Consider the following 20,632-nt stretch of genomic DNA (forward strand, 5'->3'; position numbering starts at 1 on the left):
ATGAGACCTTTTTTTCTTTTATTAATTTGTTCGCTTTTTATTACGTTTAACAGTGCCGCAAACGGTAGTTCAGACCAGATTCTTGGGGAATGGGTTTCGGAAAAGCGGGATGGAAAAATCACAATTTTTAAACAAGGAGACCGTTATTTTGGAAAAATATCTTGGGGGAAAATTCCTGGGAAAAAGGACACAAACAATCCAGATCCTAAACTCAGAAACCGCGACTTAGTAGGTACGGTCATCCTTCAAAACTTTACATTTACAGGGGAAAGCTGGGAATCAGGCACAATTTACGACCCGAATTCTGGCAAAACCTATGATTGCATTTTAAAGGTAAAAGACAAAAATCAAAAACTAGACATTCGCGGTTTTGTAGGCTCAGCCATGTTTGGCCGAACCTCTACATGGTCCCGCTCTTAATTACCCCCTTAAACTAACGCCTAAGATGATCCCAAACGAGTCAATTATCGCATTTTTAAATCAGAATTTAAATAAAAAAATTGCGGATGGAAATCCCAATCCTATTACAACCTGGCTGGATGGAACTTTGCTAAAAGCCTCCGCAGGGTCAATTACGGCTGAATTTGACGTTCGCCCCGACCAGTGCAACCATGCGCAAATAATGCATGGTGGAATCATCACCACAATTTTGGATGAGATCATGGGGATGACACTCATTACGTTAAAAATAGAACACCTCTATGTGACCATCAACTTACATGTTGATTTTCTTTTTGGAGCAAAAGCAGGTGAAAAAGTAATAGCCGTTTCCGAGGTTTATCGCGTAGGTAAGAAAATTGCGAATGTAGAAGCCAAACTTTATAATGAAGAAGGAAAGCTATTAGCAAAAGGGTCGAGTAACCTGGCGGCAACGTCCATTCCTGTCAACTTCTAAGCCAACACCTGGTAGGTGATGAACGCAGCCAAATAAGCTAAGGCAGTCATGTAGAAAAACTGGATCGCGGGATATTTCCACGATTTTGTTTCCCGGTAGGTCGTCGCTAACGTACTCATGCATTGCATTGCAAAAGCATAAAATATCAACAAAGAAAATCCAAGTGCGGCATCATAAAGTGGCTTCCCAGTATCAGGGTTGATTTCGGCGCGCATCCGATTCTTAATTGTTGCATTTTCATCATCCACATCTCCACCCAAACTGTAAATAGTGGACATCGTTCCCACAAACACCTCGCGCGCAGCAAATGACGTTATTAAAGCAATACCTATTTTCCAATCGTAACCTAACGGTTTTATAGCAGGCTCTATAAAATGTCCAAAATGTCCTGCATAAGATTGCTCCAACTTTTCTGCAGCGATTCGATTGGATAACTCACTGGCTGATAACATAGGGTTAGCTTTTCGTAAGCGTGCATCAACTTCGCTCATACTATCACCTGGTCCATAACTAGCTAATACCCATAAAACAATTGATATGGCAACAATAATTTTACCGGCTTCAAAAACAAAGGCCTTGACTGAATTTAAGATAGAAATCGCCATGTGTTTGAACCTAGGCGCTTTGTAGGTGGGTAATTCCATGATAAAATAACTTCGCTCTTTCACCTGCAAAATTTGCTTCATCACCCAGGCTGAAATAATGGCCATTAAAAAGCCCAATAAATACATACCAAAAAGAGCCAATCCCTGCAAATTGAATAGCCCAAACAAGGTGCTTTTTTCCGGAACAACCAACGAAATTAAGATGGTGTAAATAGGCAAACGAGCCGAACAAGACATCAAGGGCGTCACCATAATTGTAATCAAACGATCTTTCCATGATCCAATTGACCGCGTACTCATGATAGCAGGCACAGCACATGCAACCCCTGAAATCAATGGTACAACAGATTTGCCATTCAAGCCAAATCGACGCATCAATTTATCCATGATAAACATAACACGAGACATATAGCCCGTTTCCTCCAACATGGCAATGAAGAAAAATAGAAAAGCAATTTGAGGCACGAAAATCAAAACTCCACCAATTCCGGCCACAAGGCCATCGGTCAATAAGCCCGTCAAAGCAGATGCAGGCAAAACTGCTTTCAACCAATCATTCAAATACGCCACTCCCCCATCAATCGCATCCATCGGGTAGACTGCCCAGGTAAATACCGCCTGAAACATCACAAATAATAGCAAGAAGAAAAATAAATACCCGCCTACCGAATGTAAAAAAAGTGAATCAAGCCGATCCGTCCACGTTTTAACAGGCGGAGCATCCCATTGACGATTCAAATTTATAACACAGCGCTCGACAACCTCGGATAAGGCTTCATACCTTTTGACCGTCTCAGAAGTTTTGTATTCTTCAGATTTAAATTGGAATTCATCCTGTATCGCATCAAAGGTCTTGCGCTGATCCGGTGAAAACATTTTCAACCGATCATGCTCCATAAGCCACAATAAAGAACGGTATGGATCCGCCTCCCCAAACTTCAATTCAATCCCTGCCAGCAATTGCTCATCCACTGGCAACGGCAGTCCATCATTTGACGCGTACCGATTCGCTAACGTTTTACTTACAGCCAAACGTAAGCCATTAACACCAATCCCTTTTTTCGCATTAATTTCAGCTACCTCGACATTTAACTCGCGGGCTAACTTGATTGAGTTAATCACATAACCTTCTGACTCCGCAACATCAATCATATTTAAAGCAAGTACCGTGGGTATACCCAAATCACGCACCTGCGAAAAAAGCAATAAATTTCGTTTTAAATTAGAAGCATCCGCCACCACAATCGCCATGTCCGGATAATCTTCATGGGTAGGGTTACCCAAAATATTGATAACCAACTCCTCGTCAATGGACTTCGGGTAAATGCTGTAGATACCAGGTAAGTCTAATATGTCAACCTCCTTTCCCGGTTCAATTTCCCATACACCTGTCAGCTTATCCATTGTAACACCTGGAAAGTTCCCCGTCTTTTGCCGCAAACCTGTCAGGCTATTGAACAAAGAGGATTTTCCAGCATTTGGATTACCAATTAACGCTATTTTAGGTCTTTGAGACAAAATCAGTTTTTTAAGGGATTAATTTGAATAGTTGCCGCCTCATCCTTGCGCATTGTCAAGGTATACCCGGAGACCTTAATTGCTATCGGATCTCCAAATGGAGCCAAATGCGTCATTTCTACATCAGAACCAGGCAAACACCCCATTTCCAATAACTTTAACGAAAGCAAGGCATCTGTAAAACCAATAATTTCACCTCGTTCTCCTATTTTTAAATCAGCTAAAGTCTTACGCGTATTCAAGTCTACTTATTTAGAATTATTCAAAATTAGGCTAAATGTACTAAGTATTTTTGACCTAAAAAATGATAAGCAATAGTTTTAGTTCGTAATGTATCCGAAAGCAAAATTTCTATCGTAAATTGCCGATCCTTTAGGATTTTTCAATCAAAATGTTCGGTCATATATCTGTTTTAGTCAAAAAAGAAATGCAATTGGAATGGCGTCAGCGCTATGCGCTGCATGGATTGCTGCTTTACCTGGCCTCCACCATTTTCGTTTGTTACCTTTCTTTTAAAGCCAAACAACATAGCATCAACCCCATAACTTGGAATACGTTGTTTTGGATTATCCTGCTTTTCATCGCTATCAATGCAATCGCGAAGAGTTTTACACAGGAACCAAGCCAACGAAACCTCTTTTATTACACCCTTGTTAGCCCGGAGGCAGTCATCTATTCTAAAATAATTTATAATTCAATCGTCATGATTGGGGTTTCATTGATTGGAATTTTATTTTATTCCTGGGTCATGGGAAACCCCGTTGGAAACATGCCACTTTACCTCCTATCCATTATTTTAGGGTCCATCGGTCTTGCTTCAACGCTCACACTCATGGCAGGCATTGCAGCACAAGCTGAAAATTCGGCAACATTAATGGCCGTTTTAAGTTTCCCTATTATCATTCCTTTACTACTACTCGTATTGAAATTATCGAAAAGTGCTATGGACGGAATTTCCATTCAAGAAAATTATGACGAAATTGCCATTCTAGGCGCATTAAATACGATTGTAGTCGTTTTGTCAGGCATCTTATTTCCCTATATATGGAGACATTGAAAAAGAACTTTTGGAAATTCGTTTGCATTGCACTTCTTTTTTACACCGTCTATGCAGGTTTAAATGGTAAAGTGCCTCGTCAAGCCATATTAAACGAAACAGTACGGAACTTGTATTTTCACGTAACGATGTGGTTTACCATGATATTCTTACTAGGAACATCCGTATATCATTCTATTCAATACCTCCGGAAAGGAGATCTGCAGGCAGACACCAAATCCTATGCCTATGTCGAAACAGGTCTTATTTTTGCTATTTTAGGCCTAATAACTGGGTCCTTTTGGGCCAAATTTACATGGGGTGATTGGTGGACAAACGACCCAAAATTAAATTCCGTTGCCGTAGGCTTACTGATTTATCTTGCCTATTTATTGGTTCGCTCTTCACTCCCAGATGACCAACAAAAAGCTCGAATATCATCCGTATACAATATATTTGCCTTTGTTGTTTTCATGGTGCTCATTTGGATACTTCCCCGCATGACGGATTCATTGCACCCAGGGAATGGCGGTAATCCTGGATTCAATTCCATGGACTTAGACAATCGCATGCGTATGGTATTTTATCCAGCGATAATCGGCTGGACCATGTTAGGATTCTGGATTGCGAATCTGCGCGTCCGAATTAAACAGATTGAACAACAAATCGAAGAAAAAGAATAATATGAAAACGAACTTATTCAGCCTGCTTTTAATACTAACTACTTTCGTGGCAAATGCACAATCCGAGGTAGAAATGGCCGATCAATTTCGGGCCGACGGTAAAATAAATGTGGTAATCGCTGTAATCGGCATCATTTTGGTGGGATTATTTGTGTATTTGTTTCGCTTAGACCGCAAAATCACTGATTTAGAAAATCGCCTCAAATGAAAAAAACACATATCGTAGGGCTAATCCTTATTGCGATTGCCATCGGAATTATACTAATTACTACAAGTGACGCAAGTACGTATGTAGGCTTCGATGAAGCAGAACGCATCGGCCAGCAAGATCCAAATCAAAAAGTTCATGTGGTCGGCAAGTTAAAGAAAGACGCGCAAGGGCATATTGTAGGGTTACAATTTAACCCTGCGTTAGATGCCAACAGGCTGCAATTTAGTGTAGAGGATAGTTTGGGAAGAGAAAACGAAGTAATTTATGCTGCTCCGAAACCGCAGGATTTTGAGAAATCAGAAAAAATCGTGCTGGTGGGAAGTATGAAGGCCGACAAGATTTTTTATTGTGATAAAATATTATTGAAATGCCCATCGAAATACCAAGAGGGTAAAATTTCCGCCGACTCAAGCGCTTCAGTAGAAGCAAAAAAATAATTATGATACACGAAAGTATTGGCCAAATAGGACATGGCCTCGTCATTATCTCATTTGTAACGGCTCTTCTCGCTACATTCGCGTACTATAAGACGAGTCAAACAGATGCGCTAAACACGGAATGGAGACAAACTGCGCGCACCTTGTTTTTCATTCATTTTGCCGCTGTAATCGGTGTGGCCTACAGCCTTTTTCACATCATTTACAATCACTATTTCGAATACCATTACGCGTTTACCCATGCTTCGCTTGCCCTACCACTTCAGTTTATGATTTCTTGTTTTTGGGAAGGACAAGAAGGCAGTTTCTTACTTTGGATATTTTGGCAGGCGCTACTTGGTTTGCTGTTGATGATCAGAAATCCCACTTGGGAGGGCCCAGTGATGACCGTTTTTGCGCTTGTTCAAACCTTCTTAACCTCCATGATTATTGGCGTTATCATTCCGGTCATCGACTTGAAAATTGGCTCCTCCCCATTCTTGCTTTTGCGCGAAGCACAACCCGACTTGCCTGTTTGGAGCATGCAGCCAAACTTTATCCCGAAAGATGGCCGAGGCTTAAATCCACTATTACAGAATTATTGGATGGTCATTCATCCTCCTACCTTGTTTCTAGGTTTTGCCATGACTTTAATTCCATTTGCCTACTTAATTGCAGGGCTTTGGAAAAATAAGTTGACCGAATGGATTAAACCCGCATTACCATGGGCATTGGCCTGCGGTGGTATCCTAGGCATTGGAATTTTGATGGGAGCTTACTGGGCATATGAAACCTTAAATTTTGGTGGTTATTGGAATTGGGATCCCGTAGAAAACGCTTCGCTTGTGCCTTGGCTAGTTCTAATTGGAGCCATCCACACTATGGTCGCCTACCGTAATTCAAGTGCCGCATTAAAGACCTCTATAATTTTGGTGATTTCAGCCTTTATTTTGGTTCTGTACTCAACTTTCTTAAATCGTTCCGGTGTATTAGGAAATGCATCAGTGCACTCTTTTACAGATCTTGGATTATCTGGTCAATTACTCGTTTACATGCTAACTTTCCTTGTTGGTGCCATCGCATTTGCTTGGTACCGTTGGAAAGACCTACCCAAAGACGAAAAGGAAATTGGGGTCTATTCAAAAGAATTCTGGATTTTTGTTGGTGCATCTATATTGGGCTTATCGGCATTCCAACTAACATTTACAACGTCTATCCCGGTCTACAATACTATCGCGGAGGCCTTTGGATTAGTTTCTAATCTGGCACTACCTGCTGATCAAGCAGAACATTACAGTAAAATTCAAATATGGATTTTTGTAGCAGTTGCTGTTTTGAGTGCAGTAGGTCAGTACGTTTGGTGGGGGAAAATTAAGGAATCAACTAAATGGAAGCCACTTTTAAATGCGGTGTTAATTGCCAGTTTATTAACCGTTTTATTTGTTAACCTGGGCAAGATCTATACGGCTTCCTACATTGTACTTTTGTGGAGTAGTCTATTTTCTACAATTGCCAATGGAACCATCCTTTGGTTTTTGATTAAACAAAAATTCTCGCTTTCAGGCGGTGCAATGGCACACGTAGGATTAGCGATTATGTTGATTGGGGTGTTGTTTTCATCTGGATACTCTAAAGTTGTCTCACTAAATCGGTCGGGATTTGCCATCTCGAATAAAGTCGAAGAATTTACGAAAGATAACAACAAAGAAAACAAAGAAAATCTTCCACTTTGGCTAGGACAAGGGGCGCAAATGCAAGATTATTTGGTGACTTATAAAGGCCGTAAAATTGCTATTCGTGGAAAATCAGGATACTACAACAAAAAAGATTTTGAAATTATTGAGGGGGATTTTCATGCCGTAGCTCTGCGCGACGTGACACAAGATGGAGAATCTGTTGCGAAAAAAGGGGATACACTAACTGTAGAGCCTGAGAATAATTATTACGAATTAGAGTTTAAGAATGCAGAGGGAAAAGTAGTTTCACTATATCCGCGCTGGCAAGTAAATCCAAAAATGGGAACCGCCATTTCGCCGGATGTAAAACACGCCTGGGGACATGATATTTACACCTATGTTTCGCTAGACCCACGCTTGGCTGCCGAGGCGGGTGAGGAAAAGCAATGGAGTCAAACTATAAATTCAAAGGTCTCCATTGGCGATACGTTGTTTTTAAATGATTTTGTAGCCGTCCTAAAAGACGTGAGCCGCGTAACAAATGTCGAAGGGGTAAGCCTAAGCGAAACAGATGCCGCTGTTCAGGCCAATTTTCTTGTGTTGGGTAAAAACTTCCAGCAGTTTGATTTGAAACCAACCTTTATTATTAAGGATGGTATGGTTGCGATGCCAGCTTTTGAAAGCGAGGAGACAGGTATAAAAATTAAATTTACGGCGATAGACCCAAAGACACAACAGTTTAGTTTTGCGGTTAATACGACCCAGCAAGACTTAATTATTATAAAGGCATTGGAAAAACCGTATATCAATTTGGTTTGGGTTGGATCGATTCTTATGTTTATTGGATTATTTGTCGCTACATTTCGTCGGACAGAAAAAAATATCGCTTAACATGAGTCGTAGAGAAAAATTAAGTATTTCGGGTGCCATCGGATTTTTGATTATTTGGATTATTGACCTAAATAGTCCGACACCCAAGGAGATTCAAGGCGACTTTTGGAATGAAATATTTTACCATTATGGATGGCTCATGTACGCCGTTGCTTGCCTCTTTTATTATCAATTTTCAAAAAATATCCGATTGAAAAAGGAGGAAGAAGAATCAAAAAAAAATAGTCAATGAGTCCAGAATATACTATTCAAAGTAGTCAAATCATTGGAATAATCGTTTCCATGGTATTTTCTGCATTCTTTTCTGGAGTCGAAATGGCTTTTGTTTCCTCGAATAAATTGTACTTCGAACTTAAGTCGAAACAAAATATTCTAAGCGCCAAAATCATTTCTAATTTCAACCGAAGTCCATCCCTATTCATCGGCACAATGTTGATTGGAAATACACTTACCCTCGTGGCATATGGTATTTTCATGGAAGAGTTTCTCCACCATTTGATTTTGCATAACATTCCTGTAATCGAAAATGAGATCATCGCCCGCTTATTGGCTTCAATTCTAGCCACAATCTTAATTTTGATGACCTCTGAATTCACTCCCAAAAGTGTTTTTTTAATCAATCCAGATGCCATTCTCGAATTCCTTGCCATCCCAATATGGATAATCAATACACTCATGTTTCCATTAGTTTGGAGTATTGTTGGCCTGTCTAAATGGTTCATTACCCAAGTTTTACGGCTTCCTTATTCGGAGGAAAAGCCCGCCTTTGGACTTACGGACTTGAATCATTATTTACAAAATTTGAATCGAAAGATTTCGACTGAAGAGGAAAATGAAGTTGACACTAAAATTTTCCATAATGCCCTCGAATTCAAACAAGTAAAGGTCCGCGAATGTATGATTCCTCGGACAGAAATTACGGCTATTGAAGTAGAGGAAGGCATTGAAGGCTTAACTCATGTATTTATCGAAAGTGGCCATTCTAAAGTTTTGGTTTACAAAGAAACACTTGAGGAGGTAATCGGCTATTGCCATTCGTTGGAATTATTCAAAAAGCCAAAAGACCTGTTGGCCATTTTAACCCCCATTCCAATCGTTCCTGAAGCTATGCCAGCGAATGACCTGATGATCAAGTTCTCCAAAGAGCGTAAATCACTGGCATTGGTCGTTGATGAATTCGGAAGTACCTCCGGATTAGTCAGCATGGAGGATGTGATGGAGCAGATTTTTGGTGAAATTCAAGATGAGTATGATGACTCCGAAGATTGGATTGAAAAGGAATTAGATGATCACACGTATTTGCTTTCAGGCCGACATGAAATCGATTATTTAAACGAAAAATATGCTTGGAATTTACCAGATGGCGACTATGAAACGCTGGGAGGAATGCTTATTAGCATTTATGAAGATATTCCTGGCGTGAATGAGATTATTACATTAAGCCCTTTTCAATTCCAAATCATTTCGGTAACTGACGCTCGAATTGATACCATTAAAATGATTATTACAGGAAAAATACCGAAAGACGAACCTACTAAAGGGAAGCACTAAGTACGCGCTGGAGTGTCTGGCATTTCATTTCTGTCTCTTGCCATTCTGTTTCAGGAATAGATTCCTCCGTAATTCCACAACCTGCAAAATAAGTTGCCTTCATTTGTTTAATACCATGTTCCAAGCGGACAGTACGTAGATTAACAAACAAATGTATCTCTTGATCCACATTAACAGGACCCAAATATCCACTGTATAGCGATCGCTGGTGCTTTTCTACCGAGTGAATCCAAGATTTTGCTGCTTCTTTAGGTGTGCCACAAACGGCAGAAGTCGGGTGTAAAAGGTCTAACATAGTAGAAATTAAACCTGGATAATGATACTTCTGTGTATCTACCAAGTATTCCGTTTTTAAATGCATCAAATTACCGGCCAGTACGGTTTTAGGCCCAGTTTCGACATACTCTCTCAGGCGAATCCGCTTAAAACAATCAATAATATAGCGGCTTACATAGGCTTGTTCCTCTATCTCCTTTTGTGACCAGCGCACTTCCTGAACAGATAATTGCGTGCCATCTGCTTGTGAAGCTGCATGCGTGCCTGCAAGTGAAATCGTACTAAAAACTCCCGCTTTATTCTGCGAAACAAGTATTTCAGGGGTGGCGCACATCCACGTACTACCAAAAGAAGGAAGATATACGGCACATATAAATGCAGATGAATAAGCCATACATAAGCGATCAAAAGCCTCCAAAACATCAAAAGACGGATCAAAAATTTGTTCTGCCGTACGCGATAAAACTACTTTCTGAAACTCACCAAGATGAATTTTTTCAATTGAACGCCGAACTTGCTCCTTAAAATACGCCTTTTCAACCTCGTCTACCACCACAGGTACGTCCTTAACTAAAGGTAAATCGAATGGGAGAACGGGTGATGAGTGTATGTGACTTGCCGATAAAAAATAAGGTTCTCCTTCGAAGGGGGCGACTAAAAATCCGCTTGGTAAGGCCGCTATATCCAAAGAAGCTTGTTTCACTCCCCCAGTGGCGTCCACCATCAAGTGCTTCTCAGGCTGATTAGGCAATCGCCAAACAACGATGGCATGTTCTGATTGAACTGCATCCTCCCACAACTTACTCCACAAATTTGACATTAATCTACTTTCAATATAGCTACAGTTAAACGACTCGCGCAGATTAATTGTTCGTCCTCATCATGAATTTTTATTTCGTACACATGTAGTGTTTTTCCAATTCGTAACGGAATGCAGGTTCCTACGACAAAACCTCCGCGCGCCGATTTCAAGTGATTGGCATTAATTTCAACCCCGACCCCTTTGTAATGTTCCGCATCTGGTACAGCTAAACTAGAAGCAATGCTCCCCATCGTTTCTGCTAATACAACGGATGCGCCGCCATGTAGTAAGCCGAAAGGCTGTTTTGTTCGATGGTCAACAGGCATTTTAGCTTTGATAAAGTTTGCATGGATTTCAGTGAACTCAATTCCCAGATGCTCGATCATATTACCCGCTGCCCATGCATTTATGGTATCAAGAGAAATGGCCGTATTAAACATAAATATTCGTAGTTTTGTGGCGTAAAATTCGGAAATATTTGCCGAATAAAGACCCTTTCGTAATTTTTTATGCATTCGATTAAAGACATTTACTTGATACGCCACGGCGAAACGATATACAACCGTTCCGGGGTAGTTCAGGGCAGCGGTATTGATGCCGATTTGAATGAATTGGGTCAAAGACAAGCAGAAGCATTTTATGCGCATTATCATCACCTTGAATTAGATAAAATCTATACCTCTGCGCTGAAGAGAACACATCAGTCGGTCCAACAATTCATCGAAAAGGGACTTCCATGGGAGCAGCATGCAGGTTTAAACGAAATTTCTTGGGGTGTTCGTGAGGGTCGCACCCCGAATACAGCAGATGATACTTACTATCGAAATTTAACTAAAACATGGCGTGAAGGGAATGTACATGTGCAGTCTGAGGAGGGTGAAAGTCCACTTGAGGTTTTAGAAAAACAAAAACCGGTCGTCGACCTAATTCTTTCGCGTCCAGAAGAAAAATCGATATTGATTGCAATGCATGGGCGTGCCATGCGTGTTTTACTTACGCATTTATTTGAAAAACCATTGCACAAAATGGACGATTTTGCCCATCAAAATTTATGTTTGTATCACATTCAATATGACTACAAACAAGGCAAATTCAACCTTTTAAAAGCAAATCACACGGATCATTTACGCGACTTGCCCGAATCCATGTAAGGATGAAAAAAAATCAGCTTTATTGGACATTGCAATTCGGCGGCTGGTTTGCCTGGGCGCTCAATGAAGCCCTACTTTACACAAATCAATATGGTTGGAAATGGGCATGGCTTTTTTCATCGTTGGCCAATATTTCGCTCGCTATTTTCTTAACCCACCAATACCGACATATAACCAAACACTTCCATTGGCAAGATCTGAGCTTATTTCGCCTCTTACAATTGAATATTCTTGCGCTACTTTTCATGGCGCTTTGTTTAGTAGGCTTAAACATCCCCATGGATTATACCTTTCTACAAGAAAGCTATGACGTTACATTAAGCCCATTTATTGTCATTCAGATTTTATTCAATTTTATGAAGCCGTTGGCAATTTGGCAGTTGATTTATTTCTTCTTCCAATATTCCAATAAAAAGCTGGACATGGAACGTGAGCAGGACCGATTGGAACGCACGATACAGGAAACTGAAGGTAAAGTTTTGCGCGCCCAAATGAATCCACATTTTGTTTTCAATGCATTAAACAGCGTGCAAGCGCTAATTACGGAAGATCCTCAAAAGGCAAAAAAGGGGATTAACCAATTGTCAAAATTACTGCGTAGCTCATTATTGACTGAGCGCAGAAAAACGATTCCGCTTGCAGAGGAACTTGAAACAGTGGCTGATTATTTGGCATTGGAAAAAATTCGTTATGAGGATCGACTCACGTGGAAAATGGAAATTCCATCCACATGTTCAAAGGCTCAGATACCTCCTATGATGCTCCAAACACTGGTTGAAAATGCCATTAAACATGGAATTTCACATTCGGTCAAAGGCGGGATGATCACAATCGCTGCGCAATTGAATGAGGGAAGTGTACATATCTCCGTGATTAATCCTGGCCAACTAAAAGCAGAAATGGCCAATTCGCTGGGGATTGGATTTGAAAATTCAAAGAGTCGGCTTAATTTATTGTTTGGAGAAACCGCTCAATTAAGTATTCGTCCATTGGACAAAAATCACGTGGAAGCAATGATGGTTTTACCTTACCTTGAACTAAAATAATACCTACCATGAAAGCAATTATCGTAGACGACGAGCGCTTAGCTCGAAATGAACTCAAACGTTTATTGGAAAATTTCCCACATATCGAAGTGATTGGTGAGGCCGCTAATACGGATGAGGTGTCCGAATTACTAGAGACCCAACAGCCAGACGTGTTGTTTTTGGATATACAAATGCCTGGGAAAACAGGATTTGAATGGCTTGAAACTTGGGAGGGATTTTTGCCCGAAGTGATCTTTACAACAGCCTTTGACGCCTTTGCATTAAAAGCATTTGAGGTGAATGCCTTGGATTATTTGTTGAAGCCCATTGACCTATCTCGCCTCAGCGATAGTATTCAAAAATTAGAAAAGCAGGTGCAAGCACAAACGCGCGCTACCGAAAGCCCTAGTCATAAATTGGGTGCCCAAGACCAAATCTTTGTGAAAGACGGGGAGAAATGTTGGTTCGTCCGCCTAGATCGCGTTCGCCTATGCGAATCCATGGGAAATTATGTCCGCTTGTTTTTTGATGATCAGAAACCCTTGGTCTTGAAATCCTTAAATGCCATGGAAGATCGCTTGGACCCCAAGGTATTCTTTCGCGCGAATCGCAAGCATATCATCAACCTAAATTACATTGATAAAATTGAGCCCTGGTTTTCCGGAGGCTTGCAGGTTACGTTGATGGGTAAGGGCGAGAAGATTGAGATATCGCGCCGACAGTCCATCAGGTTCAAGGAGTTACTCTCGCTTTGATCGTTTTGGGGCTTCGCCGAGCAAAAATCCATAGGCCTCAAGTGCAGGCACATGATCAAAAATAACTTTAAGAATAGCGGTTAAAGGCAAAGCTAAAATCAGACCTGGTACTCCCCAAATTAGTTCCCCGGCTAAAAGGGCCAACATAGCAATCATGGGATTAATACTCACCTTGGATCCAATGACCAATGGTGTTATGAAATTTGCTTCTACAAATTGAACTGCGGCTACCCAAGCAACTACGCCCATAGCAAAACCGGGGCCTAATGTAACTAAAGTTAAAATGATCGGTAAGGCCGCTCCCACCCAAATCCCTACGTAAGGGATTAGCAATAAAATACCCGTCAACGATCCAAAAAACAAGTAATAATCAACACCCAGCCACCAAAAGCCAATGCAATTTGAAATGGCAACGATCAGCATAACCGCTAAAAGTCCCACCAAATAACTCTGCACCACTCCGCCCGTTTTGTGCATAATTCCTTGTAACACCGAACGCTCGGTTGTTGGGAAAACCTTACTTAAAAACTCCGAAAAAAACTGCCGATAATACAAGAAGAAAAATACAAATATGGGGACTAAAATCAGGGTGGTAATTGAGTGAATTAACGTAGTGAACGTTGTAGATAAAATCGATCCGGAATTTTTTAACAGATTCATGGTTTGGTTCGTCACCTCGCCCATTTGCTTTTTGCGGGAGATATTTAGGTTTTTGGATAAAAAACTTTGTAGGCTGTTTAACCAAGACTCCGCCTTTTTGATAAAGATGGGCCAGTCGCTTACAAATTCGGCCGCTTGCCCAATGAGAAGTAATAACAATCCGCCTAAAACCAAAATAAGCAGCAGTAAGCAGATACTAATGGAAATGGCACGTAGCAATCCGCGACGCTCAAGCCAAGCACAAATGGGCAAAAGTAACATCGCAAGAATCATTCCAAATGACAATAAAATAAGTAAGTCCTGAAGTAGATACAATCCCAAAATAACTAGCGCAATGGAAATGAGCACAGCAGCTAAGCGAATCGGATAAGCAGTTTTTTCGGGCATTGGGTAGTAATAATTAAATCAAAGTAAGGAAAAAGTTAACAATTTCGTAATATAGCGACTTATATCTTTGTGTCACTTCATTTAAACTAATTGTCCAATACGAATATGAACACACAGTTTAATAAAGCGAAAATACTTTTGGTGGATGATGACCCCGATATTCTCGAGCTACTGGAGTACAATTTAGCAAAAGAAAATTATGTTTTGGCCAAAGCTCATGATGGACAACAAGCATTGGATATTGTTAAACAATTCAAGCCAGCCTTAATTATCATGGATGTCATGATGCCCGTGATGGATGGAATTGAGACGGCACGTAAAATCAAAGCCATTCCTGAATTAAAAAATACACTGATTTTATTTCTAACAGCGCGAGGAGAAGAGTTTACTGAGGTGGCGGCTTTTGATGCAGGAGCGCATGATTACATCATTAAGCCTATCAAGCCGCGTGCTCTTGTTAGTCGCATCAATGCGATTCTGAAACGCGATTCGGCGGAAGAAAGTCAAGAAATTATTGCGATTGGCGGATTAGTGATTAATCGGACACAATATGCAGCAACCTTTGATGGACGTACGCTTGTGCTACCTAAAAAGGAATTTGAGTTACTTTCCTATCTCGCAAAAAATCCAAATAAAGTATTTAACCGAGACGAATTATTAGAAAAAGTTTGGGGGTCAGACGTCTACGTCGTTGAACGCACAGTAGATGTGCACATCCGAAAGCTACGCGAGAAAATCCCGGAATATTACATCAAAACTCTGAAGGGGGTAGGTTATTTATTTTCGATTGAAAAGGCCTAATTCGAGCCATTTTTGGTAAATTGCGGCTTCAATGATGAAGCAGTTTCCTTTAATTCTAGTTTTATTTTCATTTAGCCTGTTGGCAGAGCATCCGAAACGCGAGTTACGAGGCGTTTGGGTGGCAACGGTCCAAAACATCGATTGGCCAAGTGCGCGCAATTACAATGGAATAACCCAACAAAAAGAATTCATTGAGCTTTTAGATTCCCATCATAAAACCGGAATCAATGCCCTATTTGTTCAAGTGCGTACTGCAGCAGATGCACTCTATGCCAAAAGCACGGAACCTTGGTCCGCCTATTTGTCTGGACTACAGGGCCAAGCACCAAAACCCTATTACGATCCACTTGCCTTCATGATTTCGGAAAGTCATGCGCGTGGCATGGAGTTTCATGCGTGGCTAAATATGAATAGGGCTAGTATGTCCACTAAATCTTTACTTAGTTCGGAGAGTATTGTGCGCAAACACCCCGAGTGGATTGTGACGTATAATCACCAACATCTTTTAAATTTTGGTATCCCTGCCGTTCGGCATTATATCACCAATGTTGTCAAAAATATTGTACAGAACTACGATGTAGATGGCATTCATTTTGATGATTATTTTTACCCTTATCCGATTAAAAATGAAGTTTTTCAGGATGGTGAAGCGTATCAAACGTATAAATTACCTAATGAAAGTTTGGCCGACTGGCGACGCAGAAACGTCAATAATCTCATTCAAGAAATAGCTCAAGCCATTAAAGAAGTCAATCCGCGTGTAAAATTTGGCATTAGTCCATTTGGCATTTGGCGACATAAAAGCTCAGATCCCGAATATGGATCCCCGACACGAAACGGGTTACAGTCCTATGACGATTTGTATGCTGATACTGAAAAGTGGGCGAAGGCTGGTTGGCTTGATTATTTAGCCCCCCAATTATATTGGGGAAATACGCACAGAGTAGCTCCCTTTGGGCCACTTGCCGCCTGGTGGAATGAGCATGGGTATGGCCGACCGATCTACGTGGGGCATGCGGCCTATCATTTAACGGATCAGTGGAATGCGGGGGAATTAGCCAAACAATTGCAACATGCTCGGAGTTTAGATCAAGTCAAAGGGTCTATTTACTTCAGTTCAAGCCAAATAGCCAAAAACTTAAAAGGCTTCCAAGACACTTTGCGTAAATCATATTTTGCGCATTTGGCATTAGTTCCCACGATGCCTTGGTTGGATAGCATTCCGCCCACGGCTCCGCACCAAGTGAGTTTAAACAAAAAGGGGGGACAATGGGTTTTGACATGGAAACCTGGCGAAATGAGTATGGACAAAGACCCTGCCACCTATTATTTGGTCTATAAAATCCATCGCAAGGAGGGATTGAAGGCTTTGGAACATACGGAAAATATTGTTTACAAAGGAAGCAAAACAGAAATACAGATAGAGGCTTCAACCGTAGAATCCGGTCATGGATTTGTCGTAACGGCCGTCGATCGATTACATAATGAGTCAACTGCCGGCACGGTTCAATGGATTGTGCCTAACCCTAATTAATATGAGTTTACGTTTTTTACATTTGACAGTTAAAGAAATCACGGAGGAGACCTCGGACACGAAAACCATCCATTTTTGGCATCCAATACATGAGACTTTGTCGTATATATCGGGTCAATTTTTAACCTTGATCCCAACTATCGCGGGGGAAAAACCGCGCCGTAGCTATTCACTTTCTTCTTCTCCTAAAACCGATATGTCACCAGCAATTACGGTGAAGCGTATTTCGGGTGGAGTGGTTTCCAATTTTTTATGTGACCACATTAATGTGGGCGATGCGATTGAGGTTATTGCTCCGATGGGGAATTTCGTGTTAGAAGCTGATGCGAATCAAGCTAAAACCTATGTGTTTGTGGGCGCTGGCTCGGGCATCACACCGCTTATGTCCATGATTAAATCTGTTTTGCACGGAGAATCCAAATCAAAAATTCGGGTTATTTATGGGTCGCGCTATGAAGACCAAATCATCTTCAAAAAGCAGTTGGACGCATTAGAAGCATCATTTGCGGATCGCTTGCAGGTATTGCACGTGATCAGTAAGCCATCTGCTTCCTGGCCAGGCTTGAAAGGTCGGATCAATCAGGCGTCTACGGTGTATTATTTGAAACAAGAATTTGGCTTAGACATTGCCAAAGCGCATTATTTTCTATGTGGACCCGTGGGTATGATGGATGATGTGCAGGCGGCATTGGGGATTTTTGATGTCCCTGCCGACCAGATTCACAAGGAATTATTTAGTGCAGCTCCTTCTGCAGATACGTCGATCGAAGATAATTCAGTGGCCCGTGAGATTACCTTAATCTATGAGGGGAAATCACATGCCGTGATGGTGCAACCACATGAGACGATATTGGAGGCAGCGCTTGAGGCAGATTTAGATATCCCGTATTCGTGTCAGGCGGGAATGTGCACGGCTTGTATGGGCTTGTGTAAGTCTGGATCTGTGGTGATGGATGAGGAAGATGGACTGACGGCAGGTGAAATTCAAAAAGGATATATTCTTACGTGCGTGGCACATCCGACGAGTGATGGGGTGGTGATTGATCTAGATTAATATCAGTTTTTCGGGCTTGAAAATCACTTTTTCCACTTACCTTTGGCAATCCTCCAAGGTTTGCCAAAGGTAGGGGGGAATTAGAAATCTCGGGGATCCCAAGCCACCCGCGTATTGTCATACAAAGAAGCTAATCGAGTCAGGTCATCTTCATCCAACGCAAAATCAAATACCGTTACATTTTCAATCATGCGATCCCGATGAATGGATTTTGGAATCGTCACCGCGCCCATTTCAATATTCCAACGAATCAATATCTGATAGGTAGTTTTGGCCCATTTACGTGCGATTTCGACTAAAACGGGATGCTCTTTTTTGAAACCACGCACGACCGGCGCATATCCTTCAACTTGAATACCCTGCGATTGGCAGAACGCTAATTCATCAGGTAAGTAACAAAACGGACTTAACTCAATTTGATTCACTGCCGGACAAATATGGGCATAGTTCAAAAGCTCCGACAAGTTTTTTTGGTAATAATTAGAAACACCGATGGACTTGATGACAGCTTGTTCATGCAAGGATTCCAACGCCTTCCACGTTTCCTTGCGCTTATCTTCCTTAGGCCAATGAATTAAATACAAATCGATATATTCCAAAGACAAATCATGCAACGACTTTTCAAACGCACGCATGGTTGAATCATATCCCATGTCATCCATCCACACCTTACTCGTAATAAACAATTCTTCGCGTGCAACGGAAGTGGACGATATTGCTTGCCCAACTTCCAATTCATTCCCATATATAGAAGCTGCATCAATTAAGCGAATCCCAAGATCAAGCGCTTCTCGAACCGATTGCCCAACTTCGTTTTGTTGGCCCGGCGCATACACCCCCAAACCCAGCTGAGGCATAAAATAACCTGAATTCAATCGAACATTTGGAATTTGCAACATTAGATCTAGTTTAATTTCGACATTAAAGCTAGCTAAAATTGATGTATTTTTACAAAAAAAACAGCTGATGAACCGAGTAGTAAGACCACAAAAAATCACACGTAAATTCTTAGCAGCCGACTTCACATTAAGTTCGTGGGAAAGTGTTTTACCTTATTTTGAAAAACTCAGCGAAACGAAAATCAACTCCCTAGAAGATTTAATCGAATTTTGCCAGAACCGTTCTGAATTGGAAAGCTACCTTTCTGAAAACTTTGCGTGGCGGTATATTAAGATGTCGTGCGATAATCAAAATGAGGCGCACCAGCATAGCTATCAGCAGTTTGTCAATGAAATTATGCCAAATGCCTCGGTCTTCGAGGACGCCTGGAATAATAAAGTGATGCAAAGTCCATTTGCCGCTGAACTTCCACAAGCAGGCTATTCGATTATGTTGCGTGGCTTGAAAAAGTCGATCGAAATATTCCGCGAGGAAAATATCCCTCTGTTTACTGAATTGCAAAATTTACAAACGCAATATGGTGCGGCCACAGGTGGCTTAATGGTGGAGATAGATGGGGTAGAAAAAACGCTCCAACAAGCCAACGCCTATTTAGAATCAAATGACCGCGAAAAACGAAAAGAGGTTTACGAAAAAGTATCTGGAGCACGATTAGCTATTCAAGAAAAACTCGATGATTTATTTGATCAATTAGTTGGCAAACGCCATCAACTTGCTCTAAACGCAGGCTTCGCAAATTACCGCGATTATGCATTTGCTAGCCTAGGGCGCTTTGATTATACCCCAGCAGACTGCTTTGAATTTCATTCTGCGGTTGCCAAAACGGTGGTTCCTATGATCAACCGTCAAGCTGAAAAACGCAAAAGTGTACTTGGTGTTACGGCGTTAAAACCTTGGGACAAGGCCGTAGATGTTCTCGGACGGGAACCCTTGAAACCGTTTGAAACGGGCGAGGAATTGCTACTAAAAACAATTGAGGTATTCGATCAGATGGATCCATTTTTAGGTAATTGTTTGAAAGAAATGGTCAAATTAGACAGATTTGATTTAGGCTCACGCAAAGGGAAAAACCCAGGTGGATATAATTACCCTTTAGAGGAAAGTGGTTTCCCATTCATTTTCATGAATGCGGCTGGTCAGGTACGAGATATGGTTACGCTCCTACATGAAGGCGGGCACGCGGTTCATTCGATTTTAACGAAAGATTTAGCCTTAAACGCCTTCCGAAATTTCCCGTCGGAAGTTGCTGAGCTGGCTTCCATGAGCATGGAATTAATAACGATGGATTATTGGGACACCTATTTTACAGATCCCCAAGCAGCTAAAAGAGCAAAAATCAAGCATTTGGAGGACATATTGGACACCTTGCCTTGGGTAGCAACGATTGATGCATTCCAGCATTGGATCTATGAAAATCCGAGTCATTCCCCAGCGGAACGTGCGCAAGCTTGGAACCGTATTTATGGACAGTTTTCAGATAGTATAACGGACTGGAGTGAGCACGAAGAAGTCAAAACGAAACTTTGGCAAAAACAATTGCACTTATTTGAGGTACCATTTTACTACATTGAATATGCCATTGCGCAATTGGGAGCGCTAGCGGTTTGGCGTAATTACTGCCAAAATCCAACGCAGGCATTGGATAAATATTTGAATGCATTGAGTTTGGGCTATACCAAACCAATTAAAGAAATTTACGCCACGGCAGGAATTGAGTTCAATTTCAGCCAAGCTTACATCCAAGAATTGATGGACTTCTTAGCGCAAAAAATTCAACAATTAGAAGAAAGCTAATTTTTTTA

At 41.2% G+C, this 20,632-nt stretch carries 22 protein-coding genes; 16 read left to right on the forward strand and 6 right to left on the reverse strand.

Annotated elements, in window-relative coordinates; genetic code table 11:
• A complete protein-coding gene (locus tag AC1W6K_RS01980) occupies window positions 1-420 on the forward strand; it encodes a DUF2147 domain-containing protein (protein WP_481720406.1) in 420 nt (139 codons plus the stop codon).
• A 25-nt stretch (window positions 421-445) separates the two neighbouring features.
• Window positions 446-895 (forward strand): PaaI family thioesterase, encoded by a 450-nt coding sequence (locus AC1W6K_RS01985; protein ID WP_481720404.1) that lies wholly within the window; start codon window positions 446-448, stop codon window positions 893-895.
• Here the strand turns inward: AC1W6K_RS01985 and feoB are convergent.
• Entirely contained in the window at window positions 892-3,018 is a 2,127-nt protein-coding gene (feoB, locus tag AC1W6K_RS01990; protein ID WP_481720402.1) for a ferrous iron transport protein B, read from the reverse strand. The two genes, AC1W6K_RS01985 and feoB, sit on opposite strands and share 4 nt — an antisense overlap.
• A gap of 2 nt (window positions 3,019-3,020) precedes the next feature.
• On the reverse strand, window positions 3,021-3,260 hold the full coding sequence (locus AC1W6K_RS01995) for a FeoA family protein (RefSeq protein ID WP_481720400.1): 240 nt from the start codon (window positions 3,258-3,260) through the stop codon (window positions 3,021-3,023).
• 149 nt (window positions 3,261-3,409) lie between these two features.
• On the opposite strand from AC1W6K_RS01995, the gene AC1W6K_RS02000 reads away from it, so the two are divergent.
• From AC1W6K_RS02000 to AC1W6K_RS02030, 7 genes are read left to right on the forward strand one after another with little or no spacing between them, the layout of a single operon-like run.
• On the forward strand, window positions 3,410-4,075 hold the full coding sequence (locus AC1W6K_RS02000) for a heme exporter protein CcmB (protein WP_481720398.1): 666 nt from the start codon (window positions 3,410-3,412) through the stop codon (window positions 4,073-4,075).
• Complete coding sequence (ccsA, locus tag AC1W6K_RS02005) at window positions 4,063-4,737, forward strand: cytochrome c biogenesis protein CcsA (protein ID WP_481946246.1); 675 nt, start codon at window positions 4,063-4,065, stop codon at window positions 4,735-4,737. The genes AC1W6K_RS02000 and ccsA (AC1W6K_RS02005) overlap by 13 nt, the downstream gene beginning before the upstream one ends.
• Before the next feature lies 1 nt (window position 4,738).
• Window positions 4,739-4,945 carry a CcmD family protein gene (locus tag AC1W6K_RS02010; protein ID WP_395784142.1) on the forward strand — a complete coding sequence of 69 codons (207 nt, stop codon included), beginning with the start codon at window positions 4,739-4,741 and terminating at the stop codon, window positions 4,943-4,945.
• Window positions 4,942-5,385 (forward strand): cytochrome c maturation protein CcmE domain-containing protein, encoded by a 444-nt coding sequence (locus AC1W6K_RS02015; RefSeq protein WP_481720392.1) that lies wholly within the window; start codon window positions 4,942-4,944, stop codon window positions 5,383-5,385. The genes AC1W6K_RS02010 and AC1W6K_RS02015 overlap by 4 nt, the downstream gene beginning before the upstream one ends.
• 2 nt (window positions 5,386-5,387) lie before the next feature.
• The gene (gene ccsA / locus AC1W6K_RS02020; protein ID WP_481946247.1) at window positions 5,388-7,931 is read left to right on the forward strand and encodes a cytochrome c biogenesis protein CcsA; all 2,544 of its coding nucleotides are present in this window, start codon (window positions 5,388-5,390) and stop codon (window positions 7,929-7,931) included.
• Window position 7,932: 1 nt separating this feature from the next.
• A complete protein-coding gene (locus AC1W6K_RS02025; RefSeq protein WP_481720388.1) occupies window positions 7,933-8,163 on the forward strand; it encodes a hypothetical protein in 231 nt (76 codons plus the stop codon).
• A complete protein-coding gene (locus tag AC1W6K_RS02030) occupies window positions 8,160-9,482 on the forward strand; it encodes a hemolysin family protein (protein ID WP_481946248.1) in 1,323 nt (440 codons plus the stop codon). Before AC1W6K_RS02025 ends, AC1W6K_RS02030 begins: the two co-directional genes overlap by 4 nt.
• Here AC1W6K_RS02030 and AC1W6K_RS02035 read toward each other — a convergent pair.
• Both AC1W6K_RS02035 and AC1W6K_RS02040 read right to left on the reverse strand, forming a co-directional pair.
• Window positions 9,466-10,578: a chorismate-binding protein gene (locus AC1W6K_RS02035; RefSeq protein ID WP_481946249.1), complete on the reverse strand. Its 1,113-nt coding sequence runs from the start codon at window positions 10,576-10,578 to the stop codon at window positions 9,466-9,468. The two genes, AC1W6K_RS02030 and AC1W6K_RS02035, sit on opposite strands and share 17 nt — an antisense overlap.
• Window positions 10,578-11,000, reverse strand: coding sequence for a hotdog fold thioesterase (locus AC1W6K_RS02040; RefSeq protein ID WP_481946250.1), 423 nt, complete (start codon window positions 10,998-11,000; stop codon window positions 10,578-10,580). The genes AC1W6K_RS02035 and AC1W6K_RS02040 overlap by 1 nt, the downstream gene beginning before the upstream one ends.
• A gap of 69 nt (window positions 11,001-11,069) precedes the next feature.
• On the opposite strand from AC1W6K_RS02040, the gene AC1W6K_RS02045 reads away from it, so the two are divergent.
• The 3 genes from AC1W6K_RS02045 to AC1W6K_RS02055 are packed head-to-tail and all read left to right on the forward strand — an operon-like array spanning window position 11,070 to window position 13,494.
• Window positions 11,070-11,711 carry a histidine phosphatase family protein gene (locus AC1W6K_RS02045; RefSeq protein ID WP_481720380.1) on the forward strand — a complete coding sequence of 214 codons (642 nt, stop codon included), beginning with the start codon at window positions 11,070-11,072 and terminating at the stop codon, window positions 11,709-11,711.
• A 2-nt stretch (window positions 11,712-11,713) separates the two neighbouring features.
• Entirely contained in the window at window positions 11,714-12,757 is a 1,044-nt protein-coding gene (locus AC1W6K_RS02050; RefSeq protein WP_481720379.1) for a sensor histidine kinase, read from the forward strand.
• Between the two features lie 8 nt (window positions 12,758-12,765).
• The gene (locus tag AC1W6K_RS02055; RefSeq protein ID WP_481946251.1) at window positions 12,766-13,494 is read left to right on the forward strand and encodes a LytR/AlgR family response regulator transcription factor; all 729 of its coding nucleotides are present in this window, start codon (window positions 12,766-12,768) and stop codon (window positions 13,492-13,494) included.
• Here the strand turns inward: AC1W6K_RS02055 and AC1W6K_RS02060 are convergent.
• Window positions 13,480-14,541 (reverse strand): AI-2E family transporter, encoded by a 1,062-nt coding sequence (locus tag AC1W6K_RS02060; protein ID WP_481946252.1) that lies wholly within the window; start codon window positions 14,539-14,541, stop codon window positions 13,480-13,482. The two genes, AC1W6K_RS02055 and AC1W6K_RS02060, sit on opposite strands and share 15 nt — an antisense overlap.
• Before the next feature lie 105 nt (window positions 14,542-14,646).
• Between AC1W6K_RS02060 and AC1W6K_RS02065 the strand changes: the two genes are divergently transcribed.
• Genes AC1W6K_RS02065 through AC1W6K_RS02075 form a run of 3 tightly spaced genes read left to right on the forward strand, consistent with a single transcriptional unit; the run spans window position 14,647 to window position 17,930 of the window.
• Window positions 14,647-15,342 (forward strand): response regulator transcription factor, encoded by a 696-nt coding sequence (locus tag AC1W6K_RS02065; protein ID WP_481946253.1) that lies wholly within the window; start codon window positions 14,647-14,649, stop codon window positions 15,340-15,342.
• 31 nt (window positions 15,343-15,373) lie between these two features.
• On the forward strand, window positions 15,374-16,876 hold the full coding sequence (locus AC1W6K_RS02070) for a glycoside hydrolase family 10-like protein (protein ID WP_481946254.1): 1,503 nt from the start codon (window positions 15,374-15,376) through the stop codon (window positions 16,874-16,876).
• A 1-nt stretch (window position 16,877) separates the two neighbouring features.
• A complete protein-coding gene (locus tag AC1W6K_RS02075) occupies window positions 16,878-17,930 on the forward strand; it encodes a 2Fe-2S iron-sulfur cluster-binding protein (RefSeq protein WP_481946255.1) in 1,053 nt (350 codons plus the stop codon).
• Between the two features lie 80 nt (window positions 17,931-18,010).
• On the opposite strand, the gene AC1W6K_RS02080 is transcribed toward AC1W6K_RS02075, so the two are convergent.
• On the reverse strand, window positions 18,011-18,829 hold the full coding sequence (locus AC1W6K_RS02080; RefSeq protein WP_481720373.1) for an aldo/keto reductase: 819 nt from the start codon (window positions 18,827-18,829) through the stop codon (window positions 18,011-18,013).
• 67 nt (window positions 18,830-18,896) lie between these two features.
• Here AC1W6K_RS02080 and AC1W6K_RS02085 point away from each other — a divergent pair, with 67 nt between their 5' ends.
• The gene (locus AC1W6K_RS02085) at window positions 18,897-20,624 is read left to right on the forward strand and encodes a M3 family oligoendopeptidase (RefSeq protein ID WP_481946256.1); all 1,728 of its coding nucleotides are present in this window, start codon (window positions 18,897-18,899) and stop codon (window positions 20,622-20,624) included.
• Window positions 20,625-20,632: the final 8 nt, after the last annotated feature.

The organism is Aquirufa sp., assembly GCF_964796385.1.

Excerpts from the sequence above, each read along its gene's own strand:
- AC1W6K_RS01980 (WP_481720406.1), top strand. The coding sequence starts at position 1 with ATGAGACCTTTTTTTCTTTTATTAATTTGTTCGCTTTTTATTACGTTT.
- AC1W6K_RS01985 (WP_481720404.1), top strand. The coding sequence starts at position 446 with ATGATCCCAAACGAGTCAATTATCGCATTTTTAAATCAGAATTTAAAT.
- AC1W6K_RS02000 (WP_481720398.1), top strand. The coding sequence starts at position 3,410 with ATGTTCGGTCATATATCTGTTTTAGTCAAAAAAGAAATGCAATTGGAA.
- ccsA (WP_481946246.1), top strand. The coding sequence starts at position 4,063 with ATGGAGACATTGAAAAAGAACTTTTGGAAATTCGTTTGCATTGCACTT.
- AC1W6K_RS02010 (WP_395784142.1), top strand. The coding sequence starts at position 4,739 with ATGAAAACGAACTTATTCAGCCTGCTTTTAATACTAACTACTTTCGTG.
- AC1W6K_RS02015 (WP_481720392.1), top strand. The coding sequence starts at position 4,942 with ATGAAAAAAACACATATCGTAGGGCTAATCCTTATTGCGATTGCCATC.
- ccsA (WP_481946247.1), top strand. The coding sequence starts at position 5,388 with ATGATACACGAAAGTATTGGCCAAATAGGACATGGCCTCGTCATTATC.
- AC1W6K_RS02025 (WP_481720388.1), top strand. The coding sequence starts at position 7,933 with ATGAGTCGTAGAGAAAAATTAAGTATTTCGGGTGCCATCGGATTTTTG.
- AC1W6K_RS02030 (WP_481946248.1), top strand. The coding sequence starts at position 8,160 with ATGAGTCCAGAATATACTATTCAAAGTAGTCAAATCATTGGAATAATC.
- AC1W6K_RS02035 (WP_481946249.1), bottom strand. The coding sequence starts at position 10,578 with ATGTCAAATTTGTGGAGTAAGTTGTGGGAGGATGCAGTTCAATCAGAA.
- AC1W6K_RS02040 (WP_481946250.1), bottom strand. The coding sequence starts at position 11,000 with ATGTTTAATACGGCCATTTCTCTTGATACCATAAATGCATGGGCAGCG.
- AC1W6K_RS02045 (WP_481720380.1), top strand. The coding sequence starts at position 11,070 with ATGCATTCGATTAAAGACATTTACTTGATACGCCACGGCGAAACGATA.
- AC1W6K_RS02050 (WP_481720379.1), top strand. The coding sequence starts at position 11,714 with ATGAAAAAAAATCAGCTTTATTGGACATTGCAATTCGGCGGCTGGTTT.
- AC1W6K_RS02055 (WP_481946251.1), top strand. The coding sequence starts at position 12,766 with ATGAAAGCAATTATCGTAGACGACGAGCGCTTAGCTCGAAATGAACTC.
- AC1W6K_RS02060 (WP_481946252.1), bottom strand. The coding sequence starts at position 14,541 with ATGCCCGAAAAAACTGCTTATCCGATTCGCTTAGCTGCTGTGCTCATT.
- AC1W6K_RS02065 (WP_481946253.1), top strand. The coding sequence starts at position 14,647 with ATGAACACACAGTTTAATAAAGCGAAAATACTTTTGGTGGATGATGAC.
- AC1W6K_RS02070 (WP_481946254.1), top strand. The coding sequence starts at position 15,374 with ATGATGAAGCAGTTTCCTTTAATTCTAGTTTTATTTTCATTTAGCCTG.
- AC1W6K_RS02075 (WP_481946255.1), top strand. The coding sequence starts at position 16,878 with ATGAGTTTACGTTTTTTACATTTGACAGTTAAAGAAATCACGGAGGAG.
- AC1W6K_RS02080 (WP_481720373.1), bottom strand. The coding sequence starts at position 18,829 with ATGTTGCAAATTCCAAATGTTCGATTGAATTCAGGTTATTTTATGCCT.
- AC1W6K_RS02085 (WP_481946256.1), top strand. The coding sequence starts at position 18,897 with ATGAACCGAGTAGTAAGACCACAAAAAATCACACGTAAATTCTTAGCA.